Here is a 15,300-nt window from a genome sequence, read left to right as displayed (position 1 = left end):
GCGCGCATGGAGCCCCGGAGTCGCGCCGCGCGCCTGCTGGCCTGCATGCTGGTGGTGTCGCTGGCGGTGCCTTCACCGGTGTGGGCCGCGGGCCCGCTGGAGAAGGACCACCCGCTGGTGCAGCAGGGCCGCGAGGCCTACGCCGCGGGCCGCTATGAGGACGCGTTGGCGGCCTTCGAGGCGGCGAAGAAGGAGAAGCCCAACGACCCGGTCATCGACTTCAACCGCGCGGACGCGCTGGCCAAGCTGGGCCGCATCCCCGAGGCCGAGCAGGTCTTCCAGGGCGTGACGGAGTCCAACCGGCCCGACCTGCGGCAGAAGGCCTGGTACAACCTGGGCAACCTGCACGCGACGACGGGAGACCGGCAGGAGGCGCTGAAGGCCTACCGGCGCGCGCTGACGTTGGACCCGCAGGACGTGCAGGCCCGGCACAACTACGAGGTGGTGCTGCGCAACCTGCCGCCTCCGCAGCAGAACCAGCCCGACGGTGGCGCCGATGGCGGCATGGACGGCGGCAGCGACGGTGGGCGTCCGGATGCGGGCCAGGATGGCGGCACGAAGGGTGACGGCGGCACGCCGCAGGACGGCGGCATGGACGGTGGGGCCGACGGCGGCGCGGATGGCGGCAGCGGGGATGGTGGCTCGGACGGCGGCGCGGATGGTGGTCAGGGTGACGGCGGCAGCGACGGCGGCGCGGATGGTGGCGCGGACGGCGGGCAGCAGGGACCTGAGCAGGGCGACGGTGGCGCGGACGGCGGCGCGGACGGTGGCGCGGATGGCGGCCAGGACGACGGTGAGGGGAACCCGCAGGACGGTGGCAGTGACGGCGGCAGCGCGGGAGAACAGGACGCCGAGGAGTCCCGCGATGGTGGGGCGAGCCCGGCGGACCTCGACCGGCAGGAGGCGGAGCGCCTGCTGGATGCGATGAAGCAGAACGAGAAGAATCTCCAGCTCTGGCGTTTCCAGCAGAAGAAGAAGCAGAGGAAGCCCAATGAGAAGGACTGGTAGCGCTCGCGGCGCTCTGCTGGCCGTGCTCGCCCTGCTGGCCACCGCGCCGGCCTGGGCGAACGACGACCTGGATTTCTACCAGACGGTGGACCGCGAAGAGGTGGGCAGCCAGGACACCTTCCGTCTCACCGTGGTGGTGGTGGACGCGCCGCCCAACGCGCAGGTGCAGCTGCCCGAGTCGGAGGACTTCGAGGTCCTCTCCAGCTCGCGCAGCAGCCAGCGCTCCATCTCGCTGTCCGGCGGCGGACCGGCCGTCATCCAGGACGTCACGCGGTACGTGCTGGTGATGCGGGCCAATCGCGCCGGGCGGCTGAAGATTCCGCCCTCGCAAATCACCGTGCGCGGGAAGACGTACCGCACGCAGCCGGTGGAGATGAACGTGAGGACGGGCCGGCTGGGGCCGCAGCCGCAGGGCCAAGCCGGCTCCTCGCTGCCGGACCCGTTCGCCAACCTTCCGCGGCAGATGCCGGACCCGTTCGGCGACGACATGGAGGACGAGCCCACCATTCCGCGCGGCGACTCGGACCTGTTCCTGCGCGCGAGCCTGGACCGGGACGACGTCTACGTCGGCGAGCAGGTGACGCTGTCGCTCTACATCTACTCGCGGGTGGACCTGTCCAGCGTGGACTCCGTCACCATGCCCAAGCTGGAGGGCTTCTGGACGGAGGAGGTGGAGAGCCCCACGCAGCTGTCCGGCGAGCAGAAGATTGTGGATGGCATTCCCTACCGCGCCTACCTGCTGCGCCGTCGCGCGCTCTTCCCGGTGAAGCCGGGCACGCTGTCGATTACGCCCGCGGAGGCGGACATCACCACCGGCTTCCTCTTCGCCGGCCACCGCGTGCACCGCGTGTCCAACGGGCTGAAGGTGAAGGTGAGGCCGCTGCCCCCGGGCGCGCCGCCGGGCATGGCCAACGCGCAGGTGGGCTCCTGGCGGCTGTCCATGGACGTGTCGCAGACGCGCGTGGAGCTGGGCCAGCCGGTGACGGTGAAGGTCATCCTGGAGGGCGTGGGCAACGTGAAGAACGTCAGCCCGCCGAAGCTCACCGCCCCGTCCGCGCTCAAGATTTATGACCCCACCACGACGGACAAGGTGGCGCCGCAGCGCAACCGCGTGCAGGGCCGCCGCGTGGTGGAGTACCTGGTGATGCCGCAGCGCACGGGCACCTTCACGCTGCCCGCGCTGGAGTTCCCCTACTTCGACCCGAAGCAGGAGAGCTACGAGGTGGCCCGCACCGAGCCGGTGACGATTACGGTGGAGGCGGGCGCGGGCGGCGTGTCGGCGCTGCCCTCGTCGCCGACGCACGTGACGGACGCGGCCAACGAGCAGAAGAACGTGCTGACGGCGGGTGGGCTGCGGCCGGTGCGCTACCAGGCGAAGTTCGTGGCTCCGTCCGAGCCGCCATGGAAGCGCGGCTTCTTCCTGCCGGCGGTGCTGGCGCCGCTGGGGCTGCTCATTGGCGTGGCGCTCCTCGGCGGGGTGCGCGGGAAGCTCGCCACCCGCACGGAGGCGGACCGCGGCCGGCAGCAGGCGAAGGCCGCGCGCAAGCGACTGGCGGAGGCGGAGAAGCTGCAGGGCGGCGCCAACGTGGGGGCCTTCTACGCGGAGGTGGAGAAGGCGCTGCACGGCTTCCTGGAGGCGCGGCTGGGCGTGCCGGTGGGCGGCCTCACGCGCGACGTGCTCGCGGAGAAGCTGACGGCGGCGGGCGCGGACGCGGAGCGGCGCTCGCGGGTGCTCTTCGTGCTGGAGGCGTGTGATTTGGGCCGCTACGGCGGCGGTGGCAACCCGGCCGAGCGACAGAAGGTGATGGATGCCGCGGCGGCGGCCATGGAGGGCTGGGCGTGAGCGGCTACTACACGCCGGAAGAGGCGCAGGACGTCTTCCTCAAGGCCAACGAGGCGTACGCGCGCGAGGACTACGCGGCGGCGCAGCAGGGCTACGAGAAGCTCCTGTCCCACGGCCACGGCGGTCCGGACGTGCTCTACAACCTGGGCACCGCGCACCTGGCGCGTGGAGACATTGGCCGGGCGGTGCTGGCGCTGGAACAGGCGAAGAAGGAGGGCGGCCGCGCGCCGGACCTGGAGGCCAACCTGTCCGTGGCCCGCGCGCGGCAGGTGGACAAGGTGGTGGGCGCCACGGCGGACGAGGAGTTCCTCCCGCGCGTGACGGCGGCCACGGACGGCAACGTGGTGGCGTGGACCTTCCTGGGCACCTGGGTGGCGGCCTTCGCCCTGGTGCTGCTGTGGCGCGCGCTGCGCCCGGGCCGGCGCACGGCGGTGGGCATCATCGCCGCGCTGCTCTTCGCGGTGGCCATCCCCTCCGGCGTGTTGCTGGCCGCGCACGTCTGGGTGGAAGAGACCGTACACGAGGCCGTGGTGCTGTCCCCCACGCTGGTGGCGCGCGAGCTGCCCCAGGCCGGCGCCCGCTCCATCTTCGAGGTGCATGCCGGCCTCAAGGTGCGGCTGCTGGAGGAGACGGGCCGCTTCGTCCGCATCCGCCTCCCCAATGGCCTGGAGGGCTGGGCCGAGCGCGAAGGCGTGGCGGAAATCTGAAGCCCGGGCGGACGCCTGCCTCTCGGGTGGGCGTGACGATGCATGGAAGGGGGCGCTGTCCCGCGGCTAGACTCGTGCGGGCGGACGACTTCCGGGAGGGCGTGGCTCCGTGTTCGAAGTCCAGGCGCTCGTCGGCAAGAACCGGCTGGTGGTGCGCCTCTGGGGAAACCTCGACGACGTGGAGGCTCGCCAGATTGGCGACGCCGCCGTGGGTGCCATGGAGCGGCTGCGGCCGGGGTTCGACATGGTGTCCGACCTGAGCGGCCTGGGCGTGGTACCCCCGGAGGCGCTGAGCCAGCTCCGGCGCATCATCGAGGCGGCGCGGGCCAGGGGCTTCCGCCGGGGCGTGCGGGTGGTGGGGCGCTCGGCGGAGGCCGCGCTCCAGTTCGAGCGCGTCAGCCGGGCCATCGGCCACGAGGCGCACCTGGCCTTCTCACTGGAGGAGGCCGAGCGGTTGCTGGACGGCGGCTGGATGCCCTGAGGCGGGCCCGTGCCGGGCTTCAGCTCCGCCGGCCGGTGAGGCGCGAGAAGAGGCCGCGCTTCTCCTGCTTGCGCTCGCTCGCGGCGGCGGCCACGAGGCCCGTCACCTTGAGCAGGTTCTGCTGGAAGACGGGGTTGCCCGGCTCCAGCTCCACGGCGCGCTCCAGCAGGGAGGCGGCGCTCGCGTAGTCCTTGCGCTGGTGGACCAGGATGAGGGCCAGCTTGCTGTAGAGCGCGGCGGCCTCGGGCACGCGGTCGATGGCGTGTGTGAGCACTTCAATCGCGCGCTCTACCTGGCCCTCGCGCTCCAGCCGCACGGCTCGCTGGAGGAAATCCTCCGCCGTGGCCGGGGCCTGGTGCTGGACGCGGGCCGGGACGGGCCGGGGCGGCGGAGGTGCCGGCGCGGCGGCACGCGGAGGCGGGGCGGGCGGCGGAGGACGGACGGGCGCGGGCGGCGGCGGGGCCGGCCTCCGGGCCCTGGGAGGCGGGGCGGGCTCCTCGTCGCCGAGCGCCATGGGCTCCGGCACCAGGAAGTCGTTGCCGTCCAGCACCGGCAGCTCGTCGGTGAGCGTGCGCAGGTCCGGGGCACCGGGCACCCGGTGCAGCTCCACCACGCCGCGCTCCAGCAGGGCCTTGAGGACGACCTTCACCTCGATTTCCGGCAGCCGCGCCGCGCGCGCCAATTCGGGCACCGGCTGCACGCCGTCGATGAAGGACGCGATGTGTGCCTCGAAGGGGTGGAGCGGTTGCAGCGCGATGTCCAGCCCGGCGCGCAGGTGCGGCACGGTGTGCGCGTCCATGGGCACGGTGAAGCGCGCCGTGGCCAGGTCATGCGGCGTGGGCTGCAACGGCGGCGGCAGCGGCACCTCCAGCGTCCGCGTGCGCTGGGGCGGCGACAGCATCGCCCGGACGATGGTGGGCTCGGTGATGACGTACTCGCCGCTGGCCTGCTCCGGGTCCAGCAGCAGCCCACAGTGCGCGCACTGGAAGTCGGCCCTGCCTACCGGGCCATCGCACGCGGGACATTCGAGTTTTGCAGCCATTTCCGGCTCATCATAGCGCCCGGGGAAGTCGGGCGCCGGGGCGCCGGGGTGCCGCATGCCGACTTCACATGTCTGTCAGCCCGTCTAATCAGCAGACAGGCGAAGATGGGATGTGGGGAGGGGGCAATCGGTGGGGGTGGGGCTTACGTATGCTCGGTGCGGGCTGCACCCGACAATCGGCGTCACCGCTCTGTTGCGCGGGGGGCTCGCGGGGCTATACCGCGCGCCGCGGGTGACACCGGCATCGGGGGTGATGCAGGGGCCTTCCGCGCCGTCCCGCAGTGGTCTCGAGTCGCGTCCGGAGAACCATGGCTGGCAATTTCCAGGCACCCTTCCACATCCTCCTCGTCGAGGATGAACCGGTCATCCGGGAGCTGGTGCGCTCGATGCTGAGCGATGGCACGGTGGACGTGGTGTGCGCGGCCAACGGGCTGGAGGGGTTGAAGCTGGCGCGCAGCCAGACGTTCCACCTCATCCTCATGGACGTGGTGCTGCCGCAGCTCGACGGCATCTCCGTGTGCCGCATCCTGAAGAGCGACCCGGCGACGGCGGCGGTGCCGCTCTACATGCTCACCGCGAAGGCGAAGAAGTCCGACATGGAGAGCGCCACGCTGGCCGGTGCGGATGGCTACATCCACAAGCCCTTCCGGGGCGCTGAATTGATGGCGCTGGTGGAGCGGCTGCGCGCGGGTCCGCTGAAGACCGAGCCCGCCTGAGCCAGTCGCTGCGCTTCAGGGCAGGCGCGGGTGGAGGAAGCGCGCCAGCGCGAGGAAGTCGTCCCAGTCCAGCTCGCCGAACTCCAGCGCCACGCCGTCCACCTCGCGGCGGCGGATGGTGCAGGTGGTGAGGATTTCGCGGTCCCCGGGCAGGGGAATGCCGATGGCGAGCTGCTGGAGCGAGTCCGCTGCGTGGGCCTGGAGGAAGAGGCCCGCCATGGACAGGTCTCGCGCCTGCACCGTCACCGTCCGGCCCCCGAGGAACACCTTCACGGGGAGGGGGGCCTCGACGCGCGGGTGGAAACGCTCGACCGCCTTGGGATTGCCAGTGGGAGTCATCACCGGTGCAGCTCCTCTCCGTGCGACAGGGTGCGACAACTCTGAGGCACGGAGCCGGAAGGGCAAGTTTCCGTCCGCCACCGTCCGTCCCGCTGGACGGACCCGCCTCCCGATTCGCGGAGGCCCGGGCCCGCCCGCCACGCGTCCATGTGCTCGGGATTGCTGGGGTCGTGCGCTGGCATGCCGGCTGAAGAAGGCCCTCCCGCAACCCACCGCAGGAGCGTGCCCATGGACCAGAACAACCGGATTCCCTCGCTGACCATTACGCAGACGGTGCCCCGGCAGACGCCGAAGAACGAATTCGGGGCGGTGCTGGCGCGCGCGGCGCAGGAGGTGGTGCGCTCGGGCTCGGGCCTCGTGGGAGGCATGATTCCGGCGGGCCCCATCCTCAGCGCGGCGGTCTCCAGCACCAAGACGGCGATGTCGATGGCGGCCACCACCGGTAGCTCCAGCACCACGGTGCCCATGGCGGCAGGCAGTGCCGGGAGCGCGGCGGGCAGCACGGGCGCGGCGACGGGCAGCGGCGACGCGTGGGATTTGCTGGAGGCGCAGCGGGCGCTCAGCGCGGACGGCCAGAAGTTCAACATGGCCTACCTCGCGCTCCAGAACGAGATGCAGAAGGAGAGCCGCGAGCACAACGCCATCTCCAACATCATGAAGGTCCGCCACGACTCCGCGAAGGCGGCCATCAACAACATCCGCTGAGGAGCCGGGCGAGCCATGGCCATGGACAAGCTGGGCCCGGTGGGCGGAGCGGGCGCGTCGCCCGCGGTGGAGCCCGCGCGGGAGAAGTTCGGCAAGGTGCTGGAAGAGGTGAAGGGGCCCGCGCGCGGAGCCGGGTTGCCGGTGGCCACGGAAGGGCCGCCGCCGGGCGCGCGAGTGGAAGCTCCGCGAGGGCCCGGCCGGGTGGAGTCCGTGAGCCGCGCCTCGCCGGGCTGCGCGGAGGTGAAGCCGGGCGCGTCGCGGGTGGACTCGGTGCAGTCGGCGCGCGAGCAGCAGGCGGCGCAGGTGCTGGACAGGGTGGGGCAGGCGCAGAAACGGCTGGACCACATCCTCAAGCTCGCTGAGTCCGGCCGAAACTTCAGCACCGCGGAGTTGCTCGCGATGCAGGCCCACGTCTACCGGGCGAGCCAGGAGCTCGACCTCGCCGGCAAGGTCGTCGAGAAGGCGACCGGCGGCGTCAAGCAGGTCCTCCAGACCCAGGTTTGAGGAGTACCCATCATGCGATTCCCTCCCCGACGCTGTCTCATCTTCCTCCTGCTCCTCGGCCTCACCGCGTGCCGGGAGCGCATCCAGCACGGCCTCGACGAGCGGCAGGCCAACGAGCTTCAGGCGGTGCTCATCGAGCGCGGGCTCGACGCGCGCAAGGTGCCGGAGGCGGGCAAGAAGCCCACCTGGTCCATCGAAGTGACGGACGAGCACGCTTCGGACGCGGTGCGAATCCTCGCGGAGCTGGGGCTGCCGAGGCCCGCGGAGGAGGTGGGGTGCGACCTCTTCGGCGGCGGGCTGGTGCGCACGCCCGTGGAGGAGAGCGTCTGCCGGGTGCGCGTACTGGAGCGGGGCCTGGAGAAGACGCTGCAGACGGTGGAGGGCGTGCTGATGGCGCGCGTCCACCTGGTGGTGCCCGCGCCGGCGAGGCCCGGTCAGACGCCTGTGCCCTCGAAGGCCTCGGCCATGCTGCGCGTGGCGCCGGGCAACGCGGCGCGGGTGCGGCAGTCCTCGGAGACGCTGCGGGCGCTCATCGCGGGAGGTGTGGAGGGGTTGTCGCCGGACGCGGTGTCGCTGCTGGTGGACGAGGTCTCCACGCGGGTGGAGGTCCCGGCGGGCGGGGGCGTGTCGCTCCTGACGAGGCTTCGCGCCCTGCTCGCGGTGCTTGGCGTGGTGGTGACGGGGCTGGCGGTGGCGCTGGTGCTGGTGACGCTGCGCATGCGTCATTACCGGGACCGGGATTCGGCGCCGTCCTCGTCTCCCACGCCCGCGCGGCCGGTGCTGACTCCGAGCGCGGCGCGCAAGGTGGCGTGAGCGGCCGGGAGAGGGCGTCACCATGGAAGCGACACGTGTGGGCCGGGCCACCCGGCCGAACAGGAAGGCGAAGCCGCCCGTCGCGATTCCCGCGCCGGACGAGCCGCCGCTTCAAGCGAAGCCCCTACCTCCTTTGGGCCTGCCGCTGGAGCGCTATGCGCTGGTGGCGTGGGTGCTCGGAAGGGAGCGGGCGGCGGAGCTGCTGAGCGGGCTGGGGACGCGTGAGGCGGAGCGCGCGAAGGAGCACCTGCTGCGCATCGCGGGGCTGCCGTCGGCGCAGCGGCAGGCGAAGGTCGCGGTGGAGTTCGGGGAGCGGGCGGACGCCGCCGCGAGGCTGAAGGCGCTGATGGAAGAAGCGTCGGAGCCGCTGCGGCGGGAAATCTTCCGGCGCCTTCCCCTCTACCACCGCACCCTGTTCTCCGGGCGTCAGGTGGAGGCCGCGGAGTCCGGGCCGCCGTCCGCCTTGGGTGCCCTGGCCGAGCGGCTCATTCGAGAAGCCACGCGCTGAGTTTTCGAGCGGAGCCATCCCGGCCCGCGCACCCGGCATCCCGCATCCGGATGCCACGTCTCTTCAACCCCGCGACATCACGAGCGCGACACCTGGCGGGTGCCGTGCACGGGGTGTGTCCCAACACCGCCAGGGAGCATTCGATGAACACCGATGTCGAGCAGTCCGTCACCCGGAAGGTCCGCCCTCTGCGAGGGCTGGGCTCGCGCCGATTGACGCGGGCGCACGTCGCGCTCTCGGAGCGGCCCCGGGTCGCCGGGCTCGGCCGGGAGGCGTTGGCCGTGGTGGCGGACGTCTTGTCCCGAGAATTGGATTGCCCGGTGAGGGCGGAGGCGCGGTTGCTGGAGGCCACCGTGTCTCCGGCGACGGGGCTGGCGCAGCCGGCGGTCTTCGCGTTGCTGGAGCTGTCGGCAGTGGGCGGAACGGGCGTGCTGGAGCTGGAGCCTGCACTGGCCTTCGCCATGCTGGAGCGCATTGCCGGAGCGGGGCAGCGGCCGGGCGTGGTGACGGAGCTGGCGCGGCTGGAGGAGGCGACGCTGGCCTACCTGCTCCTGCTGGCGCTCTCCGCGGTGCGCTCCCAGGGCGTGCTGAACCCGAAGCTGGGGCCGCGGCTGTCGGGTGTGACGATGCGGCGGGCGGACGTGGTGGCGCGGCTGGACGCCAGGCAGTTGCTGGTGGCCATCGAGCTGTCGCTGACGGTGGGGACGGTGAGCGCGGGAGGACGGCTGCTGCTTCCGGCTCCGGTGCTCCAGACGGTGTTCCAGGAACTGCCCGTGGAGCGCGGTTCGGACATCGCGCCGGAGGTGCTCGCGGCGGCGCTGGAGGCGCGGTGCCTCATCGGCCAGACGCCGCTGCCGGCCATGGCGCTGGAGTCGCTCGCGGTGGGGGACGTCGTCCTCTTCGAGGGGGTGCGCCGCGAGGGCGAGCGCCTCCTGGGCCAGGGGCGGCTCGTCACCCGTGGCTTCGCGCTGGTGGGGAACTTCCTCCCCGAGGGCTTTTCGCTGACGCGCGCGCACGAAAGCGCGCATTCCCAGGAGTCGGACATGGTGGACCTGAAGGAGCTGCGCGAGGGCATGCCCCCGCTGCCGGTGGACGTGGAAATCGAGCTGACGCGGGTGATGGTGCCGCTCTCGGAGCTGGCGGCGCTGAAGCCGGGTGCGCTGCTGCCGCTGCACATCAACGCCAACGAGCCGGTGCTGTTGCGCGTGGGCGACCGTGCGGTGGCCCGTGCGGAGCTCGTGGAAATCGAGGGCGAGGTCGGTGCCCGCGTCCTGGCGCTGCTGCCATGAGTCCGAGCGTGCGGAGGAAGCTCTCATCCCTGTCACCCCGTGCGCGTCTGTTGGCCGCGGGGGGCCTCGTGCTCGGGCTGACGGCGCTCGGGCCGCTGGGGGGACTATCCATGACCTCCGTCGCGCGAGGGCTGCTGGTCGCGTTGTCGTTGGGGGGCCTGGGCTGGTGGCTGCGCCGGCGCGGGGCCTCGCGGCCGGACGTGCCCCAGTTGGCGAGGATGCAGGTCATCTCGCGGACGGGGCTCTCGCAGCGCTGTGGGCTGGCGTTGGTGGAGGTGGACGGGCGTGGCTACCTGGTGGCCTTCGGGGACTCGTTCGCGGAGATTCGCGAGACGCAGGAGCCGGAGGACGACGTGTTCGCACGGGCACTGGCGCAGGCCCGCCGTCCGATGCCGAAGCGCCGCGCGCCGGGGCGGAGCAAGGGAGTGGGGCGATGAGTCGCGTGTTCCTGGCAGTGGGCCTGCTGGCGCCGGCCCTGGTCTCCGCGGCGGAGACCTCGCTCTCGAAGATGTCCTACGCGGGCAGCCCGCTGTCGATGATGGGGATGCTCGCGGTGATGTCGCTGTTGCCGTTCGCGGTGCTGATGCTGACGAGCTTCTCGAAAATCGCGGTGGTGCTGTCGTTGGCACGCTCGGCGATGGGAACGCAGCAGGCGCCGCCGACGCTGGTGCTGACGGGGCTGGCGGCGGTGCTCACGGGCCACATCATGGCACCGGTCATGGATCGCATGTACGACGCCGGGCAGGTGGCGTACGCGGAGGTGGAGTCGGGCTCGGGGGCGCAGATTCTCTCGGCCGCGGCGCGGGTGTCGGAGCCGCTGCGGGCCTTCCTGGTGAAGCACGGCAGCCCGGATGAGCGGGCGCGCTTCGTGGACCTGGCGCGCGAGCTGCGGCCGCCGGAAGAGGCGGAAGCGGTGCACGAGACGGACCTCTTCGTGGTGATACCCGCCTTCGTCATCACCGAGCTGAAGGAGGCCTTCCAGATTGGCTTCCTCATCTTCCTCCCATTCCTGGTGCTGGACATGGTCATCGCCAACGTGCTGCTCGCGCTGGGGATGCAGACGTTGTCACCGAGCCAGGTGAGCCTGCCCTTCAAGATTCTCCTCTTCGTCGCCGTGGATGGCTGGGCGCTGCTCGCGCGTGGCCTCATCCTCGGCTACCGGTGACGCCATGACTCCGGATGCCCTGCTCACCCTGGGGCGCGAGGCGCTGTTGTTGATGGTGCTCGCCTCGTTGCCGCCCATCGGCGCGAGCCTGCTGGTGGGCTTCCTGTCGAGCCTCTTCCAGGCCACCACGCAGCTCCAGGAGAGCACGCTCGCGGTGGTGCCCAAGCTGTGCGCGGCGGTGCTCGCGCTCGTCCTCGCCGGGCCGTGGATTGCCGGGCAGCTCACGCGCTTCACGCACCAGCTCCTCATGCTCATCGCCGAGGTGGCGGTATGAATCTGGAGCCGCTGCGTCTTTGGATTGAGGCATTGAGGCCGGACATCGTCGTGGTGGCGCTGTGCGCCGCGCGGCTGGTGCCTATCGCCTTCCTGTGCCCGCTGCTGGGCGGGCAGGCCACACCCACGACCGTCCGCCTGGCACTGGTGCTCGCGCTGTCGCTCTTCCTGCGTGTCGAGGCGCGCGTGGAGCTCATGGCGCCGGTGGAGACTTCATTGGAGCTGGCGGCGCTGGTGGTGCGCGAACTGGGTTATGGGATGTCGGTGGGGCTGGTGGCGGCGCTGCCTTTCGACGCGGCGCGGATGGGCGGTCGCTTCATCGACCTGTTCCGGGGCACGTCGGCGGAGGCGAGCCTGCCCGCGGCGGGCAGTCGCGAGTCGGCGACAGGGGACGGGCTCTATCACCTGCTCGTGGCACTCGTGGTGTCCGGAGGGCTGTTCCCGCAGGTGCTCGCAGGGTTGCTGCGTGGCTTCGGCGTGGTGCGGCTGGGAGCCTTCGTTCCGACGGAAGCCGCCACGATGCACGTCGTCGTGCTGGCGGGAGGCGCGCTGGCCACGGGACTGGCGGTGGGAGCCCCGGTGGCGGCGGCGGCGCTGACGGTGGACTGCTTCCTGGGAATGGCCTCACGGGCCGCGCCACAGGTGAACCTGCAGGAAGTGGGAGCGCCGCTGAGGATTCTCGGAGGCGGCGCGCTGCTGTGGCTGGGCGTGGGCGTGCTCTGCGAGCGACTGCTGGCGGGTGTGCTCTCCATGGACGGCGCGTTGGCGCTGCTGGGCGAGGCCGCGCGATGAGCGGCGAGAAGACGGAGCAACCCACGGCGAAGCGCCTGCGAGAGGCGTGGCGCAAGGGACAGATTCCGCGCAGCCGGTTGCTGACATCCAGCGCGGTGACGCTGGGAGGACTGCTCGGCTTCACGGCATTCGCACCCGAGGGCTTCATACGTCTCCAGGACTGGACCGCGCGGCTGTTCCTCGAGCAGGGCGGCGTGGGCGCGTGGCGGGAGGGACTGTGGATTGCCGCGAGGCTCTGCGCTCCGGCGCTGGGAGGCGCGCTCGCTGCGTCGCTCGGGGTGTCCGTCGCCACGGTGGGCTTCGAGCTGGAGACGAGCCATGTGGCGCCGAAGCTGGAGCGCATCAATCCCGCGGCGGGGTTGAAGCGGATCTTCAGCATGCGGCCCCTGGTGGAGGTGGCGAAGGCATTGGCGGTGGTGTCGCTGGTGGGGGCTCTTGTCTGGAGCGAGGTGGAGGAGGTCGGTCCGGACGCACTGCGCGCCGCATGGCTGGGCGGAGCGCAGGGGCTGAGCGTGCTGGTGGGGCGCCTGGGCGGGCTCGCCGTCCGGCTCGCCTGGGTGGTGCTGGTGCTGGGCCTGGGGGACTACGCCCTCGCACGTCGACGCCACCTGAAGGACCTGATGATGAGCCGCGAGGAGGTGAAGCGCGAGCACAAGGAGAGCGAGGGCGATCCGCGTCAGAAGGGACAGCGGCGGGCCCTGCAGCGACAGCTCGCGCTGGGCGGGCCGGCACGTGGAGTGCAGAAGGCCACGGCCGTGGTCGTCAACCCCACGCACATCGCAGTCGCCCTCCGCTACGACGCCCAGGAGTGTGAGGCGCCCTACCTCGTGGCGAAGGCGCGCGAGGACGAAGCCCTCGACCTTCGGGAGGAGGCGCGGCGGCTCGGAATTCCCGTGGTCCGGGACGTTCCGCTCGCACGCAGCCTCATCCACTACGACATCGGGGAGCCCATCCCCGAGGAGCTGTACCAGGCGGCCGCAATCGTGCTGCGCACCGCGATGGAGGCGCGAAGCGTGGACGACCATCCACGGAGACAGACGCCATGAACCCGCTCTCGAAAATCTTGTTGAAGGCCCGGAAGTCCTCGGACGTGGTGCTCGCGGTGGCGATGGCCGCCGTACTGGGTGCCCTCATCATTCCCCTGCCGGCCTGGGCGCTGGACGCGGGGCTCGCGGTGAATCTGGCGGCGGCGGTGGCGTTGCTGGTGGCGGCGCTCCGGGCGCGGGACGCGCTGAAGGTGACGGCGTTTCCCACGCTGCTGCTGTTCACCACGCTGTTCCGGCTGGCCCTCAACGTGTCGTCCACGCGGCTGGCGCTCGCGGAAGGGCACGCGGGCGAGGTCATCCAGGCGTTCGGTGAGTTCGTGGTGCGCGGCGACTACGTGGTGGGCGCCGTGGTGTTCGCCATCCTCACGTTGGTGCAGCTCCTGGTGGTGACGAAGGGCGCCGAGCGTGTCGCGGAGGTGTCCGCCCGCTTCACGCTGGACGCGATGCCGGGCAAGCAGATGTCCATCGACGCGGACCTGCGCGCGGGGGCCATCGACCAGGCACAGGCCCGACGGCGCCGGAGGGACCTGGAGCGCGAGTCGCAGATGTTCGGCGCCATGGATGGCGCGATGAAGTTCGTGAAGGGAGACGTCATCGCGGGCCTCGTCATCGTCGCGGTGAACATGCTGGGAGGCACTGTCATCGGCGTGCTCCAGGGCGGAATGTCCCTCGCGGAGGCCGCGTCGACCTTCGCGCTCATCGCCATCGGAGATGGGCTGGTGTCGCAGGTCCCCTCGCTGTGCATCGCGGTGGCCGCGGGCCTCGTCGTCACGCGAGTGGCCTCGGAGAATGAGGAGGACTCGCTCGGCCTGGAGATTGGCGCGCAGTTCTTCGGCGAGTCCCGGACGCTCTGGGTGGTGGCGGGGCTCTGTGCGGCGCTGGCCCTCATGCCGGGCATGCCGCACCTGACCTTCCTGATGCTGGCGGCGGGGCTGGGCGGGCTCGGCCATGTGCTGAACCAGCAGGGGCCCATGGGAGACGGCGAGAAGGAGGGCAACAGTCCTGGCGCGGCCCCTTCAAGCCCCGCCCCGGGGGCGCCCCCGGAGAGTGCCGCGGTGCCCGTGGGAGTGTCGCCGCTCACCCTGGACCTGGCGCCGGACCTGACCGTGTTGGCGGAGGAGGGTGGAGCCTTCGTCCACAAGACGCTGAACGCGGTGCGGGACGAGCTGTTCTTCGAGCTGGGCGTGCGCGTCCCCGGCATCCGAGTGCGGACGCAGGCCGCGTACCTGTCGCCCGGGGAGTACCGCATCCTGGTGGACGAGGTCCCCGCGGGAGGAGGGCAGGTGGCTCCCGGCGCGCTCTATGCGCTGGCGCCCCCGGACGAGCTCGCCTTTCTCCAGGTGAAGGCCGAGCCCGCGGTGGAGCCCGCCACCGGCGCGCCCATCAGCCGAATCACGGAGCCCGGACGGGCCCTGCTGGAAGCGGCGCAAGTCCCGCTGCGGCGCCCGGGAGGGCTGCTGGCGGACCACGTGAAGAGCGTGCTGAGGGCCCGTGCCGCGGACCTGCTGGGGCTCCAGGACGTGCAGGGGCTGCTGGAGGGACTGGAGGCCCAGGCTCCCGCCCTGGTGAAGGAGGCCCTGCAGAAGGTGCCGCTGCCGCTGCTGACGGACGTGCTGCGCAAGCTCCTCCATGAGGGCGTCAGCATCCGGGACTTGCGCGCCATCCTGGAGGCGCTCGTCTCGCCCACCACCGAGGGCGACGCTGTCGCGCTTGCGGAGCGCTGCCGTCAGGCGCTGCGCCGGTACCTCAGCCACAAGTTCGCGCCCACGGGGCCGCTGTACGCCTACCTCGTGGACCCGGAGGTGGAGGAGGTGCTGCGGGCGACGGGACCTCGGGGGCCCGCGCCCGACCCGGAGCGGGTGGCGGAAATCCTGGAGGGAGTGCGGCAGGTGGCCACGGGAGGGCGGGCGGTGCTGCTCACCGCGCCGGATGTACGCCGGCCTCTGCGCAGGCTCTGCGAGGGCGCGTTCCCCGACGTCGCGGTACTCACCTACGGCGAGCTGGACGGTGCCCTGCAGATTCGTCCCATCGGCCGGCTGTCGCCCGTGCCGGTGGGACGCTGAGACGAC

At 71.8% G+C, this 15,300-nt stretch carries 18 protein-coding genes; 16 read left to right on the top strand and 2 right to left on the bottom strand.

Annotation, left to right across the window (positions count from 1 at the left end; genetic code table 11):
• Positions 1–6: 6 nt before the first annotated feature.
• The 4 genes from ACVTJA_RS39770 (at position 7) to ACVTJA_RS39755 (ending at position 4,039) form a co-directional block, all read left to right on the top strand.
• Positions 7–1,008 carry a tetratricopeptide repeat protein gene (locus tag ACVTJA_RS39770; RefSeq protein ID WP_465840634.1) on the top strand — a complete coding sequence of 334 codons (1,002 nt, stop codon included), beginning with the start codon at positions 7–9 and terminating at the stop codon, positions 1,006–1,008.
• Positions 992–2,851: a BatD family protein gene (locus tag ACVTJA_RS39765; protein WP_465828252.1), complete on the top strand. Its 1,860-nt coding sequence runs from the start codon at positions 992–994 to the stop codon at positions 2,849–2,851. Before ACVTJA_RS39770 ends, ACVTJA_RS39765 begins: the two co-directional genes overlap by 17 nt.
• Entirely contained in the window at positions 2,848–3,558 is a 711-nt protein-coding gene (locus tag ACVTJA_RS39760) for an SH3 domain-containing protein (protein ID WP_465828249.1), read from the top strand. The genes ACVTJA_RS39765 and ACVTJA_RS39760 overlap by 4 nt, the downstream gene beginning before the upstream one ends.
• A gap of 109 nt (positions 3,559–3,667) precedes the next feature.
• A complete protein-coding gene (locus tag ACVTJA_RS39755; protein WP_465828246.1) occupies positions 3,668–4,039 on the top strand; it encodes an STAS domain-containing protein in 372 nt (123 codons plus the stop codon).
• Positions 4,040–4,058: 19 nt separating this feature from the next.
• Here ACVTJA_RS39755 and ACVTJA_RS39750 read toward each other — a convergent pair whose 3' ends face one another.
• Positions 4,059–5,081, bottom strand: a complete 1,023-nt coding sequence (locus ACVTJA_RS39750; RefSeq protein WP_465828245.1) for a tetratricopeptide repeat protein — start codon at positions 5,079–5,081, stop codon at positions 4,059–4,061.
• 308 nt (positions 5,082–5,389) lie between these two features.
• Here ACVTJA_RS39750 and ACVTJA_RS39745 point away from each other — a divergent pair, with 308 nt between their 5' ends.
• Positions 5,390–5,797: a response regulator gene (locus tag ACVTJA_RS39745; RefSeq protein ID WP_465828242.1), complete on the top strand. Its 408-nt coding sequence runs from the start codon at positions 5,390–5,392 to the stop codon at positions 5,795–5,797.
• 15 nt (positions 5,798–5,812) lie between these two features.
• Here the strand turns inward: ACVTJA_RS39745 and ACVTJA_RS39740 are convergent, their stop codons facing one another.
• The gene (locus tag ACVTJA_RS39740; RefSeq protein WP_465840632.1) at positions 5,813–6,136 is read right to left on the bottom strand and encodes a PilZ domain-containing protein; all 324 of its coding nucleotides are present in this window, start codon (positions 6,134–6,136) and stop codon (positions 5,813–5,815) included.
• Positions 6,137–6,364: 228 nt separating this feature from the next.
• Here ACVTJA_RS39740 and ACVTJA_RS39735 point away from each other — a divergent pair, with 228 nt between their 5' ends.
• From ACVTJA_RS39735 to ACVTJA_RS39685, 11 genes are all read left to right on the top strand, one after another.
• Positions 6,365–6,841: a hypothetical protein gene (locus ACVTJA_RS39735; protein WP_465828239.1), complete on the top strand. Its 477-nt coding sequence runs from the start codon at positions 6,365–6,367 to the stop codon at positions 6,839–6,841.
• A 15-nt stretch (positions 6,842–6,856) separates the two neighbouring features.
• A complete protein-coding gene (locus ACVTJA_RS39730) occupies positions 6,857–7,345 on the top strand; it encodes an ATP-dependent helicase HrpB (protein ID WP_465828238.1) in 489 nt (162 codons plus the stop codon).
• A 12-nt stretch (positions 7,346–7,357) separates the two neighbouring features.
• Positions 7,358–8,158, top strand: a complete 801-nt coding sequence (locus ACVTJA_RS39725; RefSeq protein ID WP_465828237.1) for a flagellar M-ring protein FliF — start codon at positions 7,358–7,360, stop codon at positions 8,156–8,158.
• 22 nt (positions 8,159–8,180) lie between these two features.
• A complete protein-coding gene (locus ACVTJA_RS39720) occupies positions 8,181–8,666 on the top strand; it encodes a hypothetical protein (RefSeq protein WP_465828235.1) in 486 nt (161 codons plus the stop codon).
• 143 nt (positions 8,667–8,809) lie between these two features.
• Complete coding sequence (gene sctQ / locus ACVTJA_RS39715; protein ID WP_465828233.1) at positions 8,810–9,955, top strand: type III secretion system cytoplasmic ring protein SctQ; 1,146 nt, start codon at positions 8,810–8,812, stop codon at positions 9,953–9,955.
• Between the two features lie 110 nt (positions 9,956–10,065).
• Positions 10,066–10,392 carry a flagellar biosynthetic protein FliO gene (locus tag ACVTJA_RS39710; RefSeq protein ID WP_465828232.1) on the top strand — a complete coding sequence of 109 codons (327 nt, stop codon included), beginning with the start codon at positions 10,066–10,068 and terminating at the stop codon, positions 10,390–10,392.
• Positions 10,389–11,120 carry a type III secretion system export apparatus subunit SctR gene (gene sctR / locus ACVTJA_RS39705; protein WP_465828230.1) on the top strand — a complete coding sequence of 244 codons (732 nt, stop codon included), beginning with the start codon at positions 10,389–10,391 and terminating at the stop codon, positions 11,118–11,120. Before ACVTJA_RS39710 ends, sctR begins: the two co-directional genes overlap by 4 nt.
• A gap of 4 nt (positions 11,121–11,124) precedes the next feature.
• Positions 11,125–11,394, top strand: a complete 270-nt coding sequence (locus tag ACVTJA_RS39700; RefSeq protein WP_465828227.1) for a flagellar biosynthetic protein FliQ — start codon at positions 11,125–11,127, stop codon at positions 11,392–11,394.
• The gene (locus ACVTJA_RS39695; protein WP_465828225.1) at positions 11,391–12,185 is read left to right on the top strand and encodes an EscT/YscT/HrcT family type III secretion system export apparatus protein; all 795 of its coding nucleotides are present in this window, start codon (positions 11,391–11,393) and stop codon (positions 12,183–12,185) included. The genes ACVTJA_RS39700 and ACVTJA_RS39695 overlap by 4 nt, the downstream gene beginning before the upstream one ends.
• Positions 12,182–13,231: an EscU/YscU/HrcU family type III secretion system export apparatus switch protein gene (locus ACVTJA_RS39690; protein WP_465828224.1), complete on the top strand. Its 1,050-nt coding sequence runs from the start codon at positions 12,182–12,184 to the stop codon at positions 13,229–13,231. The genes ACVTJA_RS39695 and ACVTJA_RS39690 overlap by 4 nt, the downstream gene beginning before the upstream one ends.
• The gene (locus tag ACVTJA_RS39685; RefSeq protein ID WP_465828222.1) at positions 13,228–15,294 is read left to right on the top strand and encodes a flagellar biosynthesis protein FlhA; all 2,067 of its coding nucleotides are present in this window, start codon (positions 13,228–13,230) and stop codon (positions 15,292–15,294) included. The genes ACVTJA_RS39690 and ACVTJA_RS39685 overlap by 4 nt, the downstream gene beginning before the upstream one ends.
• Positions 15,295–15,300 lie beyond the last annotated feature (6 nt).

This window comes from Pyxidicoccus sp. M6 (assembly GCF_055568925.1).
The sequence above is the reverse complement of the archived record's forward strand: the minus strand, read 5'-3'. Positions and strand labels throughout refer to the sequence as shown.

What these genes read in the sequence shown, in the direction of transcription:
- ACVTJA_RS39770 (WP_465840634.1), top strand. Translation starts at nt 7, where the DNA reads ATGGAGCCCCGGAGTCGCGCCGCGCGCCTGCTGGCCTGCATGCTGGTG.
- ACVTJA_RS39765 (WP_465828252.1), top strand. Translation starts at nt 992, where the DNA reads ATGAGAAGGACTGGTAGCGCTCGCGGCGCTCTGCTGGCCGTGCTCGCC.
- ACVTJA_RS39750 (WP_465828245.1), bottom strand. Translation starts at nt 5,081, where the DNA reads ATGGCTGCAAAACTCGAATGTCCCGCGTGCGATGGCCCGGTAGGCAGG.
- ACVTJA_RS39745 (WP_465828242.1), top strand. Translation starts at nt 5,390, where the DNA reads ATGGCTGGCAATTTCCAGGCACCCTTCCACATCCTCCTCGTCGAGGAT.
- ACVTJA_RS39740 (WP_465840632.1), bottom strand. Translation starts at nt 6,136, where the DNA reads ATGACTCCCACTGGCAATCCCAAGGCGGTCGAGCGTTTCCACCCGCGC.
- ACVTJA_RS39735 (WP_465828239.1), top strand. Translation starts at nt 6,365, where the DNA reads ATGGACCAGAACAACCGGATTCCCTCGCTGACCATTACGCAGACGGTG.
- ACVTJA_RS39730 (WP_465828238.1), top strand. Translation starts at nt 6,857, where the DNA reads ATGGCCATGGACAAGCTGGGCCCGGTGGGCGGAGCGGGCGCGTCGCCC.
- ACVTJA_RS39725 (WP_465828237.1), top strand. Translation starts at nt 7,358, where the DNA reads ATGCGATTCCCTCCCCGACGCTGTCTCATCTTCCTCCTGCTCCTCGGC.
- ACVTJA_RS39720 (WP_465828235.1), top strand. Translation starts at nt 8,181, where the DNA reads ATGGAAGCGACACGTGTGGGCCGGGCCACCCGGCCGAACAGGAAGGCG.
- sctQ (WP_465828233.1), top strand. Translation starts at nt 8,810, where the DNA reads ATGAACACCGATGTCGAGCAGTCCGTCACCCGGAAGGTCCGCCCTCTG.
- ACVTJA_RS39710 (WP_465828232.1), top strand. Translation starts at nt 10,066, where the DNA reads ATGACCTCCGTCGCGCGAGGGCTGCTGGTCGCGTTGTCGTTGGGGGGC.
- sctR (WP_465828230.1), top strand. Translation starts at nt 10,389, where the DNA reads ATGAGTCGCGTGTTCCTGGCAGTGGGCCTGCTGGCGCCGGCCCTGGTC.
- ACVTJA_RS39700 (WP_465828227.1), top strand. Translation starts at nt 11,125, where the DNA reads ATGACTCCGGATGCCCTGCTCACCCTGGGGCGCGAGGCGCTGTTGTTG.
- ACVTJA_RS39695 (WP_465828225.1), top strand. Translation starts at nt 11,391, where the DNA reads ATGAATCTGGAGCCGCTGCGTCTTTGGATTGAGGCATTGAGGCCGGAC.
- ACVTJA_RS39690 (WP_465828224.1), top strand. Translation starts at nt 12,182, where the DNA reads ATGAGCGGCGAGAAGACGGAGCAACCCACGGCGAAGCGCCTGCGAGAG.
- ACVTJA_RS39685 (WP_465828222.1), top strand. Translation starts at nt 13,228, where the DNA reads ATGAACCCGCTCTCGAAAATCTTGTTGAAGGCCCGGAAGTCCTCGGAC.